This is a genomic window from Flavobacterium pectinovorum (assembly GCF_900142715.1).
Classification (GTDB): domain Bacteria; phylum Bacteroidota; class Bacteroidia; order Flavobacteriales; family Flavobacteriaceae; genus Flavobacterium; species Flavobacterium pectinovorum.
In genome coordinates this window covers 257837-278572 of the sequence record NZ_FRBX01000004.1, presented here as the reverse complement: position 1 = coordinate 278572, position 20736 = coordinate 257837, and the positions used below count along the sequence as shown (strand labels likewise).

Annotated in this window: 19 protein-coding genes; all 19 read right to left on the bottom strand. The window is 30.0% G+C overall.

What is annotated here, in order from left to right:
• Nucleotides 1-4: 4 nt before the first annotated feature.
• The 19 genes from BUE22_RS14950 to BUE22_RS14860 all read right to left on the bottom strand — a co-directional run bounded on the left by BUE22_RS14950 (nucleotide 5) and on the right by BUE22_RS14860 (nucleotide 20700).
• Entirely contained in the window at nucleotides 5-886 is an 882-nt protein-coding gene (locus BUE22_RS14950) for a hypothetical protein (RefSeq protein WP_073395968.1), read from the bottom strand.
• Between the two features lie 6 nt (nucleotides 887-892).
• A complete protein-coding gene (locus BUE22_RS14945; protein ID WP_073395965.1) occupies nucleotides 893-1774 on the bottom strand; it encodes a hypothetical protein in 882 nt (293 codons plus the stop codon).
• Nucleotides 1774-3207 carry an MBOAT family O-acyltransferase gene (locus BUE22_RS14940; RefSeq protein WP_073395963.1) on the bottom strand — a complete coding sequence of 478 codons (1434 nt, stop codon included), beginning with the start codon at nucleotides 3205-3207 and terminating at the stop codon, nucleotides 1774-1776. Before BUE22_RS14940 ends, BUE22_RS14945 begins: the two co-directional genes overlap by 1 nt.
• 1 nt (nucleotide 3208) lies before the next feature.
• Nucleotides 3209-4606: a glycosyltransferase family protein gene (locus BUE22_RS14935; RefSeq protein WP_073395960.1), complete on the bottom strand. Its 1398-nt coding sequence runs from the start codon at nucleotides 4604-4606 to the stop codon at nucleotides 3209-3211.
• Nucleotides 4607-4654: 48 nt separating this feature from the next.
• Nucleotides 4655-5476: a polysaccharide pyruvyl transferase family protein gene (locus tag BUE22_RS14930; RefSeq protein WP_073395957.1), complete on the bottom strand. Its 822-nt coding sequence runs from the start codon at nucleotides 5474-5476 to the stop codon at nucleotides 4655-4657.
• A gap of 5 nt (nucleotides 5477-5481) precedes the next feature.
• Nucleotides 5482-6357 (bottom strand): N-acetylneuraminate synthase family protein, encoded by an 876-nt coding sequence (locus tag BUE22_RS14925; protein ID WP_042565931.1) that lies wholly within the window; start codon nucleotides 6355-6357, stop codon nucleotides 5482-5484.
• The gene (locus BUE22_RS14920; protein WP_073395955.1) at nucleotides 6344-7510 is read right to left on the bottom strand and encodes an acylneuraminate cytidylyltransferase; all 1167 of its coding nucleotides are present in this window, start codon (nucleotides 7508-7510) and stop codon (nucleotides 6344-6346) included. Before BUE22_RS14920 ends, BUE22_RS14925 begins: the two co-directional genes overlap by 14 nt.
• 106 nt (nucleotides 7511-7616) lie before the next feature.
• The gene (locus BUE22_RS14915; protein ID WP_073395952.1) at nucleotides 7617-8657 is read right to left on the bottom strand and encodes an acyltransferase; all 1041 of its coding nucleotides are present in this window, start codon (nucleotides 8655-8657) and stop codon (nucleotides 7617-7619) included.
• 33 nt (nucleotides 8658-8690) lie between these two features.
• Nucleotides 8691-10178 (bottom strand): hypothetical protein, encoded by a 1488-nt coding sequence (locus BUE22_RS14910; protein WP_073395949.1) that lies wholly within the window; start codon nucleotides 10176-10178, stop codon nucleotides 8691-8693.
• Between the two features lie 5 nt (nucleotides 10179-10183).
• A complete protein-coding gene (locus tag BUE22_RS14905; protein ID WP_073395946.1) occupies nucleotides 10184-11329 on the bottom strand; it encodes a glycosyltransferase family 4 protein in 1146 nt (381 codons plus the stop codon).
• Entirely contained in the window at nucleotides 11329-12402 is a 1074-nt protein-coding gene (locus BUE22_RS14900) for a glycosyltransferase family 2 protein (RefSeq protein ID WP_073395943.1), read from the bottom strand. The genes BUE22_RS14905 and BUE22_RS14900 overlap by 1 nt, the downstream gene beginning before the upstream one ends.
• Complete coding sequence (locus tag BUE22_RS14895) at nucleotides 12399-13427, bottom strand: glycosyltransferase family A protein (RefSeq protein WP_073395940.1); 1029 nt, start codon at nucleotides 13425-13427, stop codon at nucleotides 12399-12401. The genes BUE22_RS14900 and BUE22_RS14895 overlap by 4 nt, the downstream gene beginning before the upstream one ends.
• Nucleotides 13427-14581 carry a glycosyltransferase family 4 protein gene (locus BUE22_RS14890; protein ID WP_073395937.1) on the bottom strand — a complete coding sequence of 385 codons (1155 nt, stop codon included), beginning with the start codon at nucleotides 14579-14581 and terminating at the stop codon, nucleotides 13427-13429. Before BUE22_RS14890 ends, BUE22_RS14895 begins: the two co-directional genes overlap by 1 nt.
• 6 nt (nucleotides 14582-14587) lie before the next feature.
• A complete protein-coding gene (locus BUE22_RS14885) occupies nucleotides 14588-15478 on the bottom strand; it encodes a glycosyltransferase family A protein (protein WP_073395934.1) in 891 nt (296 codons plus the stop codon).
• Between the two features lie 3 nt (nucleotides 15479-15481).
• Nucleotides 15482-16327: a glycosyltransferase family 2 protein gene (locus BUE22_RS14880; protein WP_073395931.1), complete on the bottom strand. Its 846-nt coding sequence runs from the start codon at nucleotides 16325-16327 to the stop codon at nucleotides 15482-15484.
• Nucleotides 16328-16344: 17 nt separating this feature from the next.
• Nucleotides 16345-17124, bottom strand: coding sequence for a glycosyltransferase family 2 protein (locus tag BUE22_RS14875; protein ID WP_073395928.1), 780 nt, complete (start codon nucleotides 17122-17124; stop codon nucleotides 16345-16347).
• 35 nt (nucleotides 17125-17159) lie between these two features.
• Entirely contained in the window at nucleotides 17160-18704 is a 1545-nt protein-coding gene (locus BUE22_RS24035; protein WP_317043540.1) for a DapH/DapD/GlmU-related protein, read from the bottom strand.
• A complete protein-coding gene (locus BUE22_RS14865; RefSeq protein ID WP_124020475.1) occupies nucleotides 18705-19427 on the bottom strand; it encodes a GTPase domain-containing protein in 723 nt (240 codons plus the stop codon).
• 7 nt (nucleotides 19428-19434) lie between these two features.
• Nucleotides 19435-20700: an ABC transporter ATP-binding protein gene (locus BUE22_RS14860; protein ID WP_073395921.1), complete on the bottom strand. Its 1266-nt coding sequence runs from the start codon at nucleotides 20698-20700 to the stop codon at nucleotides 19435-19437.
• Nucleotides 20701-20736 lie beyond the last annotated feature (36 nt).

Here is a 20736-nt window from a genome sequence, read left to right as displayed (position 1 = left end):
TACGTTATTTATTAAAAAAATCTTTTAGAATTCTGGCTGTAAAGATTTTGGCTCCCTCATCACTCATGTGGCCACAAGAAGAAAAATATTTATCATCCGTTACTGCGTTTTCATAATTGTGAATTTCAGGATATGCTTTTTTTACTTTATCAAAATAATCCATCCCCTTAACATTCTCGCACATAGGAGTCATTACAGCAATCAGATTAATGTTATTAGCTTTACATATACTTTTAATTTCTTCGTAAGATTTATTGTGAGGCAAAGGATTTAATTTGACAATATTGTTTTTCATATTACCATTTTTATTTTTTTGCAACGGATAAAAACCAAGATTTTCTAAAGCGTTAGTTCTTTTATGAATGAGCGTAAAAAACGCCTCTCTAAAACCTATTTTAGAATCGTATTTTATATATCTGTAAAATGGCAGATAATACATTTCATTAAAGCTTTCCTCATCCTGAAAATGATCTCTTATTACAGTTGAATTATGAATGTAAGGCAAAAACTTTGATGAAATTGGTTTAGACCTATGACCAATTGCAAGATTAAGATCTGCTTCAACAATAACATTTTTGATTTTCCATTTTCTTTCCACCATTAATTTTAACATCAGGGAAGCTTCAAATAAATGCGCGGCACTCATTCCATAATTAAACGTTTTTAGGCCTTTATCCTGAAACATTTGTGGTATAAAATGATTATTTGCTCTTGATGAACCTAAAATAACCACATCATAGTTTTCAGCCTTTGAATTAAAAACGGTTTCAATTTTTCCACGATCCTTAGATCGCATAAAAATTGCTGTATAAATTCCGTCTAATACAACTGAAATCAAAATTGTAATAAGAATTATTTTACCTGTAAAAATTAAAAACCGTTTCATAAATTACTATTTATTAAAAAAATCTTTTAAAATTCTGGCAGTAAACATTCTGGCTCCTGTATCATTCATGTGTCCGCAAGACGAAAAATATTTATTCTCGACTACTGCATTTTCATAATTATGGATTTCAGGATATGCTTTTTTTACCTTTTCAAAATAATTCATGCCCTTTACGTTTTCACACATTGGCGTCATTACAACAATCAGGTTTATGTTATTTGCTTTGCAGATACTTTTAATTTCTTCATAGTATTTGTTATGCGGCAAGGGATTTAATTTGACAATATTGTTTTTCATATTACCATTCTCAACTCCATCCAGAGGATTATATCCCAAATTATTTAAATGAATTGTTTTTTTATGAATTGCATTAAAAAACATTTCTCTAAATCCTATTCTTATTTCATATTTAATATATCTGTAAAATGGAATATAATACAATTCATTAAAATGTTCTTGTGTTTGAAAATGCTCTTTAATAACATTTGAATTATGAATATAAGGCAAAAATCTTGAAGCGATTCCTTCAGATTGATCACTGCCGGAAAGGTTTAAATCAGCTTCAAGAATTACATTCTTAATTTGATATTTTCTCTCTATCATCAATTTTAGCATTAGAGCCGTTTCAAATAAATGAGAACCGCTCATGCCGTAATTAAAGGTTTTTAATCCTTTTTCTTCAAACATTGGAGCTACAAAATGATTGTTTGCTCTTGATGAACCCAAAATCACTACATCATATTTCCTTCCTTCTGAATTATAAATCTGATCTATCTTTCCCCGGTTTTTACATTGTATGAACATCGCACTATAAAGTCCGTCTAAAACAATAGCCAGTAAGATTGTTACAAGAATAATCTTGGCTATATAAATTAAAAAATTCTTCATTAGAATTGAAAATATATGAATTCTTTATAATCTGAATAAGTTCCGAATGCAAGTATTGCCGCAATAGCAAGGCTCAATTTCAATAAACTTTTTTTACCCGAAAGAGGTTCGACTTTGTTACGATTATTCCATTCAACCAAAACAAAAACGCCAATTAATAGTAATAATTCATAATTATAACGTTCATTTTCCAGGTATTGAGAACCAAAATGCCTGTCTGTAATAATACGTTTTAAATATGAAAAAGCATCAGTGATTGTGCTGGCTCTAAAAAAGACCCAGGCTATACAGGTTAATAAAAATGTGTACAAAATGCTCATTATTACTTTTGCAGAATCAAAATTCCACTTCAAAACAATGGCATCCATATTGTTTCTATTGCTATTTGACAACAGTAAAGGCAAAAAGTAAACTGCGTTTATAAAACCCCAGACAACATATGTCCAATTGGCTCCATGCCAAAATCCGGACACCACAAAAATGATAAAGGTATTTCTGATTTTCATCCAAAGTCCTCCTTTGCTTCCTCCCAACGGAATATACAAATAATCGCGAAACCAGGATGAAAGCGAAATATGCCAACGTCTCCAAAACTCGGCAATATCTCTTGAAAAATAAGGATAATTGAAGTTTCGCAATAAGTCTAAACCAAAGAGTTTTGAAACTCCTAACGCGATATCAGAATATCCTGAAAAATCGCCATAAATTTGGAATGCAAAATAGATGGCTCCCATAATTAATGAAAACGAGTTCATTGATGTATAATGATCAAAAATGGCATTGGCATAAGTTGCACAAGTATCAGCAATGACCACTTTTTTTACTAATCCCCATATAATTTGATAAACTCCTTCTTTTGCCGTTTCAAAATTAAATTCTCTTTTAACTTTTACCTGTGGCAATAAATGGGTTGCTCTCTCAATTGGTCCGGCAACTAAAAGTGGAAAGTAACTTACGAACAAGGAATAATCGACAAAGTTATATTCTGCTTTTATTCGTTTGTAATAAATATCAATGACGTATGATAAACCGTGAAATGTATAAAATGAAATTCCGACCGGCAGAATCACATTTAATAAAATTGGGCTGGCTTTTATTCCTGCTGAATTTAATAAATCAGAGAAAGAAGAGGCAAAAAAGTTATAGTATTTAAATATTCCTAAGAATCCTAAATTGACTATAATACTAAGCCAAAACCAAAATTTTCGGCTTTTTTCAGATTTACCTTTTTCAATCTGGATTCCGGTGTAATAATCCAGAAACGTAGAGAATACTAATAGAAACAGAAATCTCCAATCCCAACAAGAATAAAAGTAATAACTCGCTATAATTAGTAAAGCGTTTTGAGTGCTTTTTGTTTTATTAAAAACGAACCAATACAGAAAAAATACAATTGGCAGAAAAATAGCAAATGCTATAGAATTGAAAAACATATTATTTATTTATACATTGATTGATTGTATCCCAAATTGCCAAAGATGCTTGTGTTGGATTTTTTCCCACTACAATTTCGTACCATTTTTTGCCATCTGAGACATTCGATAATTTTTTATCTAAAATTTGTTTTACCTGATCTTCCAAAGTTGTCTTATCTGTACAAAATACTGCCGCTTCCTGAGAAGGCATGCTTCTAAAATGAACATATTTATAATTCTGACCGATATCTCTGATTCCTTTTTTTAGTTGTGGCTGTTCGTAATTGAAGTAAATACAAGGTTTATCATGTGCAACAAAATCAAAAACGGTAGAAGAGCATACATTTGTAACGAACTCTGAATGTGCACAAACGTTATGTAATAATCCCAAATCTTCTTTGGTTGGTAAAATTTCATTCCAATTTTTACCTGCAGGTTTCCATAATGGGTCAAGAACAGTTATTACATCTTTATTAGCATCAATAACTGCGTCATATCTTGTGCTGACATCTACAGGACATTTACGATAAATAATAGCCGCATTTTCGCCTTTTGCATTTAAATTTCGTACTGCTTTTGCCAGATCTTCCAGATAATATTGATCTAGCGGAGAAGTCGTTTCGTCATCGCCAGAGAAACAAATATATCTTTTAGAAGTATCTAAATTGTTTTCATTAAAAAACTCTTCTCTGCTTTTAAACAAATTTTGGTCGTAATGAGGTTCAAACTGAGGCGTACCAGTTACAAAAACCTGAGATTCTTGTACAAAAGGATAATATTTCAGGACTTCTTCTTTCATTAAATCACTCCACACAAAATAAAAATCAGCTTCGACAACCTGCATTGCTTTTGGCACATTATCCCATGAATAAACAAAAGACACTACGGGAATACCCAGATCTTTGGCTGCTAATAAAGCACTAATAGATTGTGTTGCTCTTTGTGTGGTGCAAAAAACTAAATCAGGTTTATGTTCTTGTAATTGTGCTTTACAATATTGATATTTTGTAGTGGAACGCTCCAGGGCATTGATACGCTTTCTGATCCTTACAATTCCTTTTTCTGAAGAATTAAAACCAATCAGCAATTTAGTGTATAAGGTTTTTAAAGTGTTTTTGAGACCTTTGTAACTAAATGGAAATTTATAGGTTTCGTAGACTTTATCATTGAATTTTTTTTGAGAAACATTTAATTCAATATGTTTTCTTATTCTCGAATAAACAGGCGTTAAAGGATGCGTCGTATGATTTTCGATTTTAACCTCATCATATCCTAACTCCTCTTTTAAAGAAAAAACAGTATTATTCCAGTAAACGATTTCATACCCTTTTTCTTCTCCTATTTCTTTAAATTTTGTAAAAGCAAAATTGCGTAGTCCTACACCATCCGGAAAAAAAACAAATACTTTTTTACTCATAACCTAAACACTAAGTGGTATTTTAAAATAATATTTTCTATTCTTAAACTAATTCTTAAAAGGACAAACTGCCATTAAACCTTTTTTCAGTGACTCTATAACTTCTTTATCAGGCAAACTAACATTCTCTACAAATAATTTCTCTAATTCTATCTCTGAGAATTCGTTTGTTCGAATTGATGGATTATATGAAGGTATTTTTACCGACTCAAAATAATCCTGATATTTGATATCATCACCAAAAACACCATTCGAAAACGGCTGCCAAACTGCCGGAATAGCATATGTATGTGCTATAATGACTCCGTGCAAAGAAGACGAAACCACTTTTTTACATTCTAAAAATTCAATAGTTTTAGACTCGATATCATTGGTCATCATATCTATAATTTTGATATGATTTTGTCCCTGAAACCAGCTTTGAACTATTTTATAATCATTGTAATGCGGTACAATGCCGTACTCGTACTTTTTAGTAACTTCAGGATTAAAATAATCCGGCAAGAGTAAAGCCGGATCTCCATATATTTCGGGAACTTTATATCCAAGACTTAACAAATATTTTCGAGTTTGAGGCCCGCGAACAGCTAAAAAAACAGCATTTTTTATTTTAGAATCTTTACTGATAATTCCGCTGCCCCAAACAATACATTTATGATTTACATTGGTTAAAATACTTCCTATCGTTACATAAATTGGTAAAAACCAATCTAAAAAAGAGAATTTTTTAGGCCATGCAAAAACAACTTTTTTATTAGAGATTTTTTCAACAAGGTATCTACCCAAAACATCTCCATAGTTTTCTTTAGACTTACCCTGGATAATTTTTTCGTTCCACCAAAAAACTCTAATTCTGTTTGAAAAAAGCATTCGTCTTAGACTTTTTTGTTCTTTAATTTATCTCTTTGGACTTGCTCAATTGGCAATATATCAGTCGATTTGAAAGTTAATGCCTGATAAACAGCGTCTAAATCACGAGATAATTTGCGTAAACCCATTGGTTCTAAAGATGCTGCATGGTCAGTTCCTTTCCAGGTTCTGTCGATAGTATAATGTCTTTCTATAATGTTTGCTCCCAAAGTATAAGCCGCAATATCAACAGCAATTCCTAAGTGGTGACCAGAGAAACCAATATGTTTTACCTTATCTGCGTATTTTTGTTTTAACAAATTGATATCCAACAAACAAACATCTTCAAATGGAACCGGATATCCTGAAGTACAATTGTATAATACTAAATCTTTGTTTCTACCTTTTTCAGTAAAATAGTTTACTAAAATATCAGTCTCATCTTTAGTAGTCATACCTGTAGAAATATGAATTTCGCCAGAATAATTTTCGCATAACCACCCTAACATATCAAAGTTATTGTTGCATGCAGAAGGAATTTTAATGAATTCCGGATTTAATGATGTAATTTCTTTTGCAGAAGTAGTATCCCAAACTGATGTTGAATAAACAATACCAATTTCTTCGCAATATTCTTTTAATTCGCGGTGTTGGTTAACATCAAATTCTAAAAATTCACGATGCGCACCATAAGTATCTCCATAAGAGTTTAATGCATTTGGATGGGGAGCGTGGTATTGTTCCTCTGTTAAAAGTTCTTTATTATTTCGTTTTTGAAATTTAACTGCGTCTGCATTTCCAAAAATCTTAGCAATTTTAATTAATTCCTTTGCTATTGACATTTCGCCTTTATGATTACATCCAATTTCGGCAATCACATAAGGTTTTTTATATTCCTTCATAACGTTTATTATATTTTATTAAAATTTCACAAGTTTCTCTTATTGCTCCGGATGCAGATGCATGGGTTAAAATATAATCAGCATTTGCTTTTACGGTAATGGTTGCATTTGCCGGTGCAAAAGACCATCCAACACTACAAATATTTGCCAAATCATTTACATCATCTCCTACGTACGCAACGGCGCCAAAACTACTATTTCTATCTAAAAGAAAATGTGTTAAAAACGAAAATTTATCCTTTACCCCCAAAAATGTGTCGTTTATCTGCAATTTTTTCATTCGTTGCGCAACTAAATCAGAATTTTCGGATGTTATTGCAATGACCTGAATCTGATTTTGCCTGATAATTTCCAATCCCATTCCATCTCGCATATCAAATCTTTTGGCCATTTCTCCATCAGCATTATAATAAACACTTCCATCGGTAAAAACACCATCGACATCGAGTATTAAGTATTCAATTTTTTGGTGTGTTTTACTTTTCTTCTGGCGTTCTGCCAATAAATTTTCAACGATATGCCAATCAGATGTACTATCTATTTCAACAAGAGATTCTTCAGGCATTTTTACCAAACCAATTGAACCGCTTATTCTGTTTTTTGAATTTAAAAAAGCTTCTTTTGTTGTGGTATAAACTGCACCATTTTCGATTAACAAACCATCAAAATCCTGGCGTCTCGGTCTTTTAAAAACGTCATAATTTTGAGATGTTCCATCAGAATTCCATATAAAGCGATGCGTATTTACAACCGTTAATGCAGATTGTTTTTTATTATCGATAATTTCATTTAACGTGGCATTTATATCAACTGCCTTTGTCATTGGAGAAGTTGCCTGTAATAAGCACAGAATATCAAAATCGTATTTAATAGTTTCGGCAAACTCCAGCATCACACTTTCTGTCGAGGCTGTATCAGATGCATTTTCATCATTACGCAAAAGCGCTTTTACTTTTGGCGACCAATGGTATTCTTTATTTATATAATCGATTATTTCCTGATCATCTGTAAAAATGTAAACTTCATCTAATTCCGAAAAAATAGCTTCTGTCAGAACCCATGAAAAAAGCGGGCGGCCTAACATTTTTTTCTTGTTTTTTCCTGGAATTCCCTTAGAATTTTTACGAAGCGGAATAATGGCTGTTTTTTTCATAAGTAATACTTTTTAATGCCTCAAAAGTAATTTTAAAAGTTAAAAAAAGGCACTTTGTAATAATAAAGTTTATGTTTATTAAAGTTTCATTTAAATAAAAAGAGAATTAGCCTGAAATGTAAGATCCAGTCTTATTTGTATTTATTATTTTTATAATGAGGGTTGAAATACTAAGGCATAAAAAAACTGTAATTGGAGTTCCTATTACTGGATTAATAAATGATGCGTTTATGCCAAAACTATCTAATATTGATAAAACCAAAACGTGGATTAAGTAAATACCATAGCTCAAATTGCTAATTTGAACCAAAACAACATTGGTTTTGCTATTTAAAAAATTAGACAATCTAAAAAATATAAAAATTCCTATTGAGGCAAGAAGGACATTAAAACTAAAAAAATCATATAATGAACTATCGATTTTACCTTTTGAAACAGAAAACCAATAGGTACTAAAAAAGGTAATAAGTGAACCTAAAATAAAAACCAATATTGCTATTATTCTCCATTTTTTTATATTCTTAATCTCTATTACAGACAAATAATATCCTAATACCAAATAACCAACATATCCCGAAAAATACGACAAATCTATTGCAGGTTTGTAGTTTTCAAAGCCAAAATTCTTAAATAGCAGCGTTATGGACCATAGCAACAAAAAATAATGAATTTCACTTTTTTTGGCTTTGCTAATCCAGACATTCAAAATTGGGATAATTAATATTAATCCGAAAAGCATGTATACGTACCAAAGATGATAAGCGCTTCCGAAATAAACAGATCTGATTAGTTTTTTAATGATTCCAAAAAAATGCAGCTTTTTGTAGTCATCTGTTTTTATAAATATCGAATATAAAACATAACAAATACTCCAGAACAAGAAAGGCAAGCCAATCCTTATAAAACGTTTAATAAAAAAAGTTCTAAATTCATATTCTTTATTCAGCAATAATGCTCCCGATATCATAACAAATACAGGAACACAAAAGCGAAATATCGCATCATAAAAATTGGCATAATTCCACAATTGATTTGACAACACACCAAATTTCATTACTAACGGCGATGCTGTATGTACAAAAATAACTGCTATAACAGCAATAACACGAAGGTTAGAAATCCACAAAAAATTTTCTTTTGTATTCAAAATTCAATATTAATTAACATCCTAACAATTAAATTATGCTAAGGGATTATAAACTTCTAACGCTGTATTCACCGTGCTATTTCGTCCTATATTTTCAATAAGAATAGAAAAATCTGATTCGAAATTTGATTCCTTTTGATCAATAAAAAACACTTTTTTATCATCAATATATAAATTAAACATTTCTTTCCCCATATTATGAATTAACAATGATGGGATTCCCATTAAATAAGCTTCAATTAAACAACCGGAATAATTTGTAACATGCAAGAAAGAACGAACAAGTGATTCTGGTAAGGGAGTTTGAAATGCATCCTGAGCTACGGCTTTATCATTAATATTATTTAAAATTAAAAAATCATTTAGCTCCTGCAGACTTATGTTAGTTCTTGGATGCAATCTAAAAATCCATTTCAATTCTGTTTTTTTTATCAGTGAAATAATTTTAGGAGTAATCATATCCTCAATAGAAAATGGAGTGGTTTGTAAGCTATAAAAAATTTGTTTTTCATCACTTTTCTCTATTGTTTTGTATTTGTTTAGATAATACGAAACAAAGGGCTGCCCCACCAATATTGACTTAACGTTTTGTGTTGTAGATGCCCATTCTTCAATATTGCTTTTTGATCTTGAATCCCAGTTCCAAAATTCAACAGGCATTATATTGAAACCCTCTTTTGGCACTTTTGTCCAGCTTGTATAAGCCATGTGAATATTAGTTTGTGGTCCGTGCTGAAAATCTATTGTTGTAATTTTCAAATCATTTCCTACTAACAGGGCTGCTGTTAAATCATCCAATCCATAATATCCAAGAAAAACTATTTTAGACGGTTTTACTATTTTATAGAATAATCTATAAAATGGTTTAAGCGATTTTATTTTATTGGTCCAATTAATTAATTCTTTCTCTGAAATCCTTACTCTTTTCAATTCAAAAAAATGTGATGACAGCCATAAGTGAAACTCCTCATACCCCTCTAAATGCACAGTATTTTTATTTTTTCTGAAACCAGAAAACAACTTGGATAATAAAGTAAAATCATTCAAATGCTTTTTTAATTCTATTACAGCATTCGCATTGTACATCTTGTCATAGGTTTTTTGATATTCGACCATATAAACCTCATCCTCCAATTTATGATGCTCAATCATTGAATCATAAAATCTATTAAAATAAGCATCATCATTTAAAACCCTATGAATATGTGAACCAAAAAATAAAATCTTTTTGTTTCTCAACCTTAAAAAAAATGCAATTAATCTCACGAAAGCCCCCGTTATTTTTAAAATCATTAAAAAAATACGGACTATGAAATTAGATTTTTTCTTCTCAGTTTGTTTATTGCTGTCAGTTGATACGTTTGATTTATTCATTTGAACTAAGAAATCTATATATATCTTAATTCTAACATAAGGCCAAATATCAATGCCGTTAATATTCCATAAATCTACAGGCCATTTTTGCTCAATATCAATAATTAATTGTTTAATATCTTCTTGAGTTGAAATACTTTTTTGCACTTAAATTAATTTTTAATTTCTATTGACTTAGCGTTTAAGCTATTATAGCTGTCTTTTACTTTTTCTTTTAAATAATTGTATTCTAATTGTAACAGATCATTTTTTAAGTAATCTGTTTCAGGCAGGCGGTAAATAGCATCTAGAATTTTAGATTTGATTTCAGAAACATCTTCGCAATTTTCGATTAGCAAGCCATTAACGCCATGATTTATAACTTCAGCGGTTGCGCCACCCGGATTTGACTGAATAGGATAAACTTCCATGCAAATGGCTTCGAGTAAAGTATTCGGAATTCCGTCTGAATTACTATTACCAATGTAGATTTTAGATTTTCCCATAAGCTCTATAACTTCCTGATGCGAAACTTTTCCTATTATTTGGAAATTGGGCCAATCTTTTAGTATCGACTTTTTTGCATAATCTAAAGTTTCCTTATCCGAACCAAAAACAACTATCGAATAATCGGAAAGTTCGTTTTTAAGAAATTCCATTGCTTTTAAAACCGAAATAGCCCTACCCGATCTTCCTTGAAAACCTTTGAGCAGAATGACATTTCGTTGGTCGACAGGTAATTTAAATTGTTCCATATGAGCCAAATCAAATCCGCCTCCGCCAGGAAAAACACCAAGAAAATCACCCGAAAAACCATATTTTTTTGCTATTTCATAATCTCTTTTGCAATCTGTAAACAAATAATTGACTCTTGGCAAAACCCGTTTGATATCTTTTAAATATTTATTATCATTTTGAAAATAAAACAAATCACTTCCCCAGGAAGAATATATCCATTTTTGATTTGATTTTTTTTCCATTACAGAAATAATGGGAGTACATGACAGATATAAAGCAAAACTATGAACAACATCGGGCTTAATTTCATTTAAATATTTTTCAAAAACCGATGCCGTTTTGTACTCATTAAAATATTGAAGAAATTGATAGACTTTTGGAAATTTTTTCTTTACAAACAATCTTCCGGGGTAATTCCATTTTAATTTCCAGCCTACTTTTTGAGATACCCAATTTAGCCTTTCAGACTTTTCACTCATTCCGGTAATGTCAAACCAATATACTTCATGTCCAGAATCCTGAAGCTGACTTGTCCATCTAAAAAAATGGAGTGATGGAATTGAAACCATAAGTATCTTCATTATCGAAAATAAATTTTAAGGGTAATTAGATTTGTATTTTGGTCGAATGAATATTGATATGGCAGATTCCTGTAATGCATTACAATTTCCTGTAATATCGCATTATTTACACTTTTCATCGGTAAAAATTTCAGATACTTTTTTCCTAATATTCTTTTTGCAAATTGTTTTCTCTTATTGCTGTCAGATGTGTCTTTAACTATTATTGAAACCATTTTATTCTCAAAATTATCCAGTTGTGCTAATAATGCATTTACTTTTGAAGTTTCTGGTTCGATCTCAATTGTAAAATCCGGCTGATCTGATAATTTAGAATATTCTTTTTCTTCCGGTAAAACTCCCCACTGCTGGTTAATATTTGCTTTTGTTTGTTTGCTGGTTTGAGAAATCTGAATATAGGAATGATTTATTCTTTCCAATTCAAAATGATATGGATCTGTGCTTAAATTAGTTCGGTATGTTTTTGGATGCCATTGGTGTTTTAACAGAACTTCTTTTTCAAAAAAATCAATTTTAATTCCGAGATTGTGTAGTCGAATGTGCACATCTGTATCTTCGGCGCCCCAGCCATGATAAAACTCATTGTAACCATTTATTTCTTTCAACAATTGAGTTGGATACAAGGTCATTCCGGTAGCTTCTTTTCTTGAAGTAAAATCTACCGTTGCATTATGAAAATCTCTTTGAAGTGCAGTTTCTTTTTGACTTAAAAAACCAACTTGAAAGTAGGTTGCTTTATCTTTATTTTTAAGTTCATGCAATTTATTTATAAAATCAGGGTGAAAAAGCATGTCGATATCTCCAACAAAAAAATAAGGTGTATTGCATTTTTTCAATACAATATTTATGGCTCTGCATTTATTCCATAACTGCCCGGAAACCGGAGAAATTATAGATTTGATTTTAGGATATTTTGCGATCAATTGTTTTAAATCATCGACATAATTTTGATCTGATCCATAATCTACAAAAAACAATTCGAAATCGTCATTTGATTGCTCTGCGAGAGAATCAAAACAATTCTTTACAGTCTGTAAATCACGGTTACGATTGGTTAGAACTATTGTTATCATTGTAGTAAATCATTTAATTGTTTTTCTGAAAGCCCTTTTCTTTTTAATATATATCTGCAAAGCACTGGATATCTAAGAAACTTTTTAAAAACTTTTTCAGTAAAAAAATAATAAAATGGCCTGGCACTTAATACTTTTAAGGTTTCAATATTTTGAGTTTTTTTGACTTCTTCTTTTAACCCAATGTGCTTTTCAGTCATCCAGTCTTCTAAAACATTTCCTAAATGGTACGCATAATTACCATAAGTCGCCAAACGATATCCTCCTAATTTAAGAACTGGTAGATCTGTGTACAAATGCTCACTATCACCACCTAATTTATAGATCGTATTTTCTTTAGGTATTTTAGAAAAAACTTCTCTTTTATAGGTACATACAAAATGAGAGCTTCCTAAAACTGCGATAGTTTCTTCTTTACTTTTTAAAGTTGCAATAACATCTTTATACTTGAGATCAAGCCATGGCCATCCTATGCTATTAGCAAACAATGTCATGCTTTCCGGATCTTTTACCGGACGAAATTTTAATCGTGATGAAAATAAATTATCAAACCAGATATTGTATGTTAATCTAAAATGGGTTCTGAAAACAGGAACAGGACTTACCGATCCCGCTTTGGGAAAAGTATTAAAAACATCTAAAACTTCTTTTTCCCAATCATTATCAAACAAAACATCTGCATCTGTAATTGTTACTAAACGTTCTTCGGCTGTACGCAATGCTTTTAAAATACTGTTTACTTTGCCAATACTTTCTTTTTCAATTATTAGTTCATCAATGTACTTTTCTTCTTGTAACTGAAATAATTTAGCATTTACGCTACTGCAAGAACCATTGCTTATTACCGAAACTTTTATATTTGAAATTGAAGTTTTATGAATTGAAGTCAGACAATAGGTAAAGATGGTAAAAGCATCTTTATAATAATCTTCTTCATTTGGTATATACAAAGGAATTATTACTCGGTGATTTGAATCCGAAACCGGTAATAAAATATCTTTTGAAATATTTTTTCCTTTTCTCATTATATGGCCATTACTTTTTCTATTACTTCTAAGTATCGTGCATTAATATTTTCTTTCGAAAAACGTGAAGTATATCTTTCTCTAATTTCGATCGATAATTTTTCAGCCTGATCTGCATCAATGTTTTTGATTTTCATCATTTCTTCAGATAAATCTTCTACTGTATTATTAAACCAGGAGATATTAATTCCTTTGAATCGCTCCTCCATGGCACCGGTTTTTGCTGACAAAATTAATCTTGCGCTTGCCATAGCTTCAATACCTGTTAAAGGACCAGTTTCAAAATCGTAATGCGAAATAATAATACAATCTGCCTGTTTAAAAAAATCAGCTGTTTTATGATTCGCTATAAATCCCGTAAAAACAACATTCTCATTATTTTTCGCTAGTTTTTTCAGATTATTATATTCAGATCCTTCACCAATAATAATTAATTTATCATTGTCGGAAACCTTTAAAAAAGCTTTTATAACGATATCAATGTTTTTTTCTTTTTCTAAACGTGCGATGGTCAAAAATGTTTTCACTTTATTTTTTACTACAGGAATTTTCAATAATTCTTCTTCATTAAAAGCACATTGATCAATTACTGTATAGTTATGGGCATTTATTTTAAGACCATTTGCATTGTTTGCAGAATGATGAATAAATAAATCAACATAATTTAAATAATCATAATTCTGATAATCTAAAATTTTACCTGTTGTTCTAAAAACAAATTTGATTTTATTATGATGACAAATTTCGATAATCTCTTTTATGTAATTCGATGATAACTGACCAAAAAAAATAACCAAATTATATTTAGGGATCAGGGTATTTAAAACTTTTAAGGCTTTAGCATCATAACTATAATGCTTTTTGGCCCATTCGTTATTGGCATAATCCGGAACTGACCCTTTAAAATTGTTCTTTAAATAACTAATAAAGGCTAGAAATTTAATCACCCCGAAGTTTTTAAATACTTTACTTTTTAAAGAAAAAACGGGAAGACTTTTACTAAAATCTAAAACCTGAGTATTTTTTGAAATAGTCACAGTAGAACATACCTCAACTTGATATTTTGATGACAATACATTAGAAACAAAGCCTACTTCTAACTCTCTTCCTCCAAAATCCGTAATTGGGCCTATTATAAGTATTTTTGATTTCAATTTCTCTTATTTAAGTAACATTCTTTTTAGATCTAAAACCAAGTTAAAACCAAGTTTAGATTTAAATCCAAACATTAGTGTTTTATAAATTATAAATAGAATTCGATACCCATTCACGACTTTGGAATAACGTATTAAATTTAAATATGCTTTATACAAATAAAGATTTACTTCGAATATATTCAGGGCGTTCAAGTTCTGGTAAATCAATTCCCAACTCATTAAAAGTTTATCTAATTCTGATTTTTTAAATAAAGAACTTGTATTTTCATCATGAATTCTATACCCTGCATAAGTTTCAGAAACCATTATTATTTCAGGATTTTGTTTTAATATGCCTGATAAAAAAACAGCATCATCATTCGGACTGTCTATCCATTTGATATTGTCAATTGAAACTTTAGGAATTAACCATGATCCAGTGGCAATAAAACCTCCATTAACTGATAATTTCCGAATTAATTTTCGGGCATCAATTTTCTCTTCTTCAAATATGTTATTATATGGAAAATTATAACTTTCGTTTAATTCATTTTTAAACTTTTTCCATTTTGTAATAGAAATTGCTTTCTTACTCTCTGTAGTTTCTAATAGCGAAACTTGGGTTTCAATTTTTTCTAAAAATAACAAATCGTCATAGTCTAAAAATTGAATATATTTTCCTTTAGCCACTAATAATGCTTCATTTCTCGCATTATGTCGACCGGGGTTTGTTTTTAAATAAATAAGTCTTGTGTCATTTATATTTAAAAAATCCTTGCAAGTTTGAATTTCCAATTCTCCATTGCAAGCTATAAGTACTTCAATATGGCTGTATGATTGCAATAGCGCACTTTCTACACAACTTTTAAAGTAATCTATAGTTTTGTGAACGGGAATTATTATTGAGACTAACATTATTTAATATAAATCATTCTTATTATTAAAAATTGTAAAACCAAAAAAAGTATTACAAAAAACATCAATAACGAATTTTTTGCTTTTAAGTTTTCGCCTATAATCGTTCCTGGTTTGTTCTAAATCATTGTTTAGTTCTATAGATGAGCCTAATTGGTTTACAAAAAAATCAGCGTGTTTGATGCACATGTATTCAACTGTATTTTTTTCTGTTTTTTCATCAAACTGTTTATGTCTGGATATCTTTTTTATGCGATAATAAAATCCAATAAAATCTAAACGCTTTACATTACCCCCATCTTTTAATATAGCAATCCAAAACTCCCAATCTTCAATTCCCCTATCCATTTTAACATCATATCCTCCTACTCTTTTCCAATCACTTTTTTTGTAAATAGCAGAGCAAAAAATCATGTTTTTCTTGCTTAAGTTATAAAGGGAAAAAGGTTTCAAATTCCATAATCCAAGCTCATCTCCAAATTTTTCAGCTTTGCAATAAACTACTTTTAAAGAACTTTCATTATTAAAAGCGTTTAATGCTAAGTCAATATATTCCGGAGCAATTTTATCATCTGCATCTAGTGGTAGTATGAACTCTCCTTTTGCTTGTTCTATAGCAGAATTACGAGCAACGCTTGGACCTGCATTTTTTTGAAAAATATATTTAAAACGGATATCCTTTGCACACCATTTTTGTGCAACAAATTCTGTATTATCGGGACTTCCATCATTAACAATTATACATTCCCAATTCTCATACGTTTGATTAAGCACTGAATTGAGAGCTTCATCTAAATATTGAGCCTGATTATAACATGGAACTATGACGGAAATTACAGGAAGAGGCATAATTGATGAAGCATTTTTTAAAATTTGTTTATTAAACCTAATTTTATTAGAAAATTAAGTTTCTTTGATTTTCGCAAACTATAAATTAGATTTTGATATTTTTCAAGCTCATAAATATCACTCATAAAAGCACTAAATTCTTCTTTTAGAATTTTTATTCTTTCTAATTTAATTTGCTTCTTATTTTCTGGAACAGAACTTAATCCATCTAAATAAAAGGTTGACAAAACAGAGTCTATCCTCACATAGGAATGATTAAATTTACATATACTTAAAATAAAGAATTTCCAATCAGATACAAATATCAAATTTTCATCGTAAAGCCCCATTATACTAAAAAGTTCCTTTCTAATTAGTGTTGCTTGATGACATAATGTTCTTTCGTAAAAGAAAGAAAAAGTTAATTTTTCCGGATATGAAATTGTTTTTGCAGATTTTTTATCTATTAATAAAACATTAAAATAAATCAAATCATAATCACTTATTTTAGATAAATTTTCCGACAAAACCATGTCTGAAAAAAAATGATCTCCACTATTTAAAAATAATAAGTATTCACCATTTGCTTTAGTAATTCCCTTATTCATGGCATTATAAATTCCAGAATCCTTTTCACTCACCCAATAGTCAATCTTATCATTTTTAGATTCAATAAAAGCAGCGCTGCCATCGGTCGATCCCCCGTCAATAACAATATACTCAAACTCCTGCCAGGTTTGATTAATAACACTGTTCATAGTCTTTTTTAGACCTTCGAGGTTATTATAATTAATGGTGATGATTGAAATTAACGCCATTTTTATTATCTTATTTTTAAAATTTAAAGAATTATTTATTTCATCTTATTGATAAATTCTTCTACTTCGAAAAAGTATTTTTCGACTAAAGGCAAATCTTCTTTTGCAAAATCCCACCATTTAATTTTCAAAAGCTGATTAATTTTTGCATCATCAAATCTATATTTAATGATTCTAATAGGATTTCCAACTGCTATTGCATAGGCCGGTATATCTTTAGAAACTATTGCACCAGCACCTATAACAGCACCATCCCCAATTTTAACTCCATCCAAAATAGTCACATTCATGCCTATAAATACATCATTGCCAATAATAATATTTTTTGTTTCCTCAATTTTATCAATTTCACTTAAAGATGTGCCATTTTGTTTTTTTGTCGAGTAAAACATTGGATGTGTTGATAAGGCATTAGTTGGATGTATTCCCCAGCCACAAATCAAATTAGGACCTATTGAACAAAATTTACCAATAATTGTATTACTAATAATTGAATTTTCTGCTACATATGTGTAACTTCCAATTATTGAATTAAACAATCTGTATTTAGAATAAATTTTACAGTGATCACCTGTGTAAGAATTATTAATTATCCCAGTAGCCTCAATTCTTTCGTCTAAAGCTTTTTTTATATCAGGAAATATTTTAAAAAACAATCTTCTAATCTTATACTTTAGTCTTGTTTTTAATTTTATATTCTTTTGAACTGAAACAGGATTTAATAATTTATTATAAAACATTTTTACAACTCTTTCAGCATCTTGATTCTCATTAAAATCTATGGGACCAATATTAATTTGTTCTGCCAAGGTCAAATTTTGAAATTGTGTTGTTTGTTTATTATGAACTCCTGTATTATCAAATCCTATATTATCTACTAAAGATTTATTAGGATAAAGTGTATAACCATTATTTAGCAGTACAGAGGCATGCCATTTTATGAACCATGTTTTTAATTTTCCAGATATATTATGCGCTAATTGACTACTAAGATAGTCTCCGCCAAACTTATCTAACTCTTTAAATTTGTTTTCATATTTAAGATCTTGCCACAATTTTAAAGAATCATTATCGAAATAATTCCACGCTCTCTTCCAAGTAGCCCACCCCCAACAAAGTGGAACATTAAAAAAGAATGTTTCTGGCAATTTCTCCTCATGAGGGTACATAAAGCCTGAAATATGCATCACTTTTTCATTATTGTGATAAAATGTCAAAGCTTCATTCATATACTTTAAAAAACCATTTGACGTTACAATATCATCTTCTAAGACAATAACTTTGTCATGAATGTTAACAATATCTGTTACGCCATCAATAATAGAATTTGCTAATCCTTTATTTTTATCTTGGACTTTTATAATAACTTCTTTAAATCTATCTTCATTATTGATTAGATTTCTTACTTCATTTATTTTAGATAAATTATCACTCGTTTCTTCATTCTTGGCACCATCACAAAAAACATATAAAATGCTGTTTTTTGCTTCTTCATTTAGAGCAAGAGCATCTAGTACTTGTTTTGTATGATCAGGCCGATTATAAGTAAATAAAACGATAGGTGAAAGCATATCATTCATTTATAAAGATGTTGCAAATTTATATTTGTTTGTAGCTAAAACTGTGTTCGTTTTATTTCCAACATAGTTACCTACAAAAATATTTATTTTTTTATTCTTTAAAATTCTAATAATTTCTTTTAAAGTATCTTTTTCCCCTCTTCTATCAGTGTCGTCAAATAAAATAATAAATTCATCTTCTGAATTTAATTCTTCTATTTTAGATATTATATCATATCTCGAATATCTTTCACTGCCAAATGGACCATCAATAATATATAAATCAAACTTTCCTTTTATTTTCTCGTCAAATCCATCATATGAATTGCTTTTATATCCATTGATTTCTCTTGTCGTAATGGGACAATAAACAATATTTGAGCTTTTGGCAAGCGAAACTCTTAATTGAAATTCTTTAGCCCATTCTTCGTCTTGTTCTACTATAGTATGTTTTGAATCTAAAAGATAGTTTTCTAAATAAGCTGAAATAAATTTACTAGACTCTCCTAAGCCTAAATCTAATATTGCTTTTGGTTTATAATCCGACAATATTCTATTTAAAACATAAAAAAAGGAATAATTACCAGCCCATCGCCCTATATTCAAAGGTAAAAGTTCAATCCACTTTTTTCCTCTAATACTATCATGGTAGATATGTGCCCACTCCAATTCTTTAGCCTGGTATATCTGTTCTTCTTGCCTGACTTTATTTTCTGCAATTATTTTTTTAATCTTTGAAACCATAAACATATTATTTAATATTATAATTAAGTAAAATAGAACCCTGATTTGATGGAATCAATTTGCCTGATTTATAATAATCTTTTTCTATAACTGTGAATGGCATAACAGAAATAAGCCAATCGGAAACTTCATTGTTAATTTCAGCATAAATATTGCAAGCGTATTCACCTGGAGCTAGTGGAGAATTAGTAATTTTAAACACTATTTCTCCTTTTTTCATATCAAAATCATGAATAATGTTACTTGACGAAACCCAAGCTACCCTATCTCCCATATAATTATTAATACCAATATCAATTCGATTATTTAGTACTAAAACATTTGGGTCCAAATTATAATTTAGTTTTATTTCGAAATCAGAAAATGTTTCAATACTATTTATTGGATTAATGTTGTCTTTAATTATTCCTTCTGTAAAATTTAAGACTCCATTACCTTTTCTTTCTTTTATCTCAGATAATTTAGTCGAGACTACCTTTTGATTAGACAAATAGTATGATATAACATCTGGCGTACTACCTGTAAATACTACAAATCCATGTTCTAATAAAATACATTTTGTACATAAATTTTCAACTGCTGCCATATTATGACTAACAAACAAAACAGTTCTCCCCCCCTGCCTAGAAATATCCTGCATCTTACCAATAGCCTTTTTCTGAAATTCAGCATCTCCAACTGCCAAAACCTCATCAATAACTAAAATTTCAGGTTCAAGAAATGCAGCTACAGCAAAAGCCAAACGAACTGTCATTCCAGAACTATATCTTTTTACCGGAGTATCTATATAACGTTCGCAACCTGAGAATTCAATAATTTCATCTATTTTTGAAGTGATTTCCTTTTTGGTCATTCCTAAAATAGCTCCATTCAAATAGACATTTTCTCGTCCGGTCATTTCACCATGAAAACCAGTTCCTACCTCAAGAAGAGATGCAATTCGCCCGCGCGATTTTATACTTCCCGTGGTTGGAGCCGTGACTTTTGACAATATCTTTAAAAGGGTTGATTTTCCGGCACCATTCTTCCCTATAATCCCTAAAACATCTCCTCGCTCAACTTCAAAATTAATATCCTGCAAAGCCCAAACATAGTCTGATTCTCCTTTTGTCGAACGGTCGTTAGTGTCCCCAATTTTTAAATATGGATTTTCTTTTCCCCTAACCTGATGCCACCATCTGTTTAAATCATGGCTTAATGTACCTGTTCCTACTTGCCCCAAACGATATTGTTTAGAGATATTTTCAGCTTTTAAAATAATATCTTTTTCCAATTATAATATATTATTAATTGTAAATTTTAAATTTAT

Excerpts from the sequence above, each read along its gene's own strand:
- BUE22_RS14950 (WP_073395968.1), bottom strand. The coding sequence starts at position 886 with ATGAAACGGTTTTTAATTTTTACAGGTAAAATAATTCTTATTACAATT.
- BUE22_RS14945 (WP_073395965.1), bottom strand. The coding sequence starts at position 1,774 with ATGAAGAATTTTTTAATTTATATAGCCAAGATTATTCTTGTAACAATC.
- BUE22_RS14940 (WP_073395963.1), bottom strand. The coding sequence starts at position 3,207 with ATGTTTTTCAATTCTATAGCATTTGCTATTTTTCTGCCAATTGTATTT.
- BUE22_RS14935 (WP_073395960.1), bottom strand. The coding sequence starts at position 4,606 with ATGAGTAAAAAAGTATTTGTTTTTTTTCCGGATGGTGTAGGACTACGC.
- BUE22_RS14930 (WP_073395957.1), bottom strand. The coding sequence starts at position 5,476 with ATGCTTTTTTCAAACAGAATTAGAGTTTTTTGGTGGAACGAAAAAATT.
- BUE22_RS14925 (WP_042565931.1), bottom strand. The coding sequence starts at position 6,357 with ATGAAGGAATATAAAAAACCTTATGTGATTGCCGAAATTGGATGTAAT.
- BUE22_RS14920 (WP_073395955.1), bottom strand. The coding sequence starts at position 7,510 with ATGAAAAAAACAGCCATTATTCCGCTTCGTAAAAATTCTAAGGGAATT.
- BUE22_RS14905 (WP_073395946.1), bottom strand. The coding sequence starts at position 11,329 with ATGAAGATACTTATGGTTTCAATTCCATCACTCCATTTTTTTAGATGG.
- BUE22_RS14900 (WP_073395943.1), bottom strand. The coding sequence starts at position 12,402 with ATGATAACAATAGTTCTAACCAATCGTAACCGTGATTTACAGACTGTA.
- BUE22_RS14895 (WP_073395940.1), bottom strand. The coding sequence starts at position 13,427 with ATGAGAAAAGGAAAAAATATTTCAAAAGATATTTTATTACCGGTTTCG.
- BUE22_RS14885 (WP_073395934.1), bottom strand. The coding sequence starts at position 15,478 with ATGTTAGTCTCAATAATAATTCCCGTTCACAAAACTATAGATTACTTT.
- BUE22_RS14880 (WP_073395931.1), bottom strand. The coding sequence starts at position 16,327 with ATGCCTCTTCCTGTAATTTCCGTCATAGTTCCATGTTATAATCAGGCT.
- BUE22_RS14875 (WP_073395928.1), bottom strand. The coding sequence starts at position 17,124 with ATGGCGTTAATTTCAATCATCACCATTAATTATAATAACCTCGAAGGT.
- BUE22_RS24035 (WP_317043540.1), bottom strand. The coding sequence starts at position 18,704 with ATGAATGATATGCTTTCACCTATCGTTTTATTTACTTATAATCGGCCT.
- BUE22_RS14865 (WP_124020475.1), bottom strand. The coding sequence starts at position 19,427 with ATGGTTTCAAAGATTAAAAAAATAATTGCAGAAAATAAAGTCAGGCAA.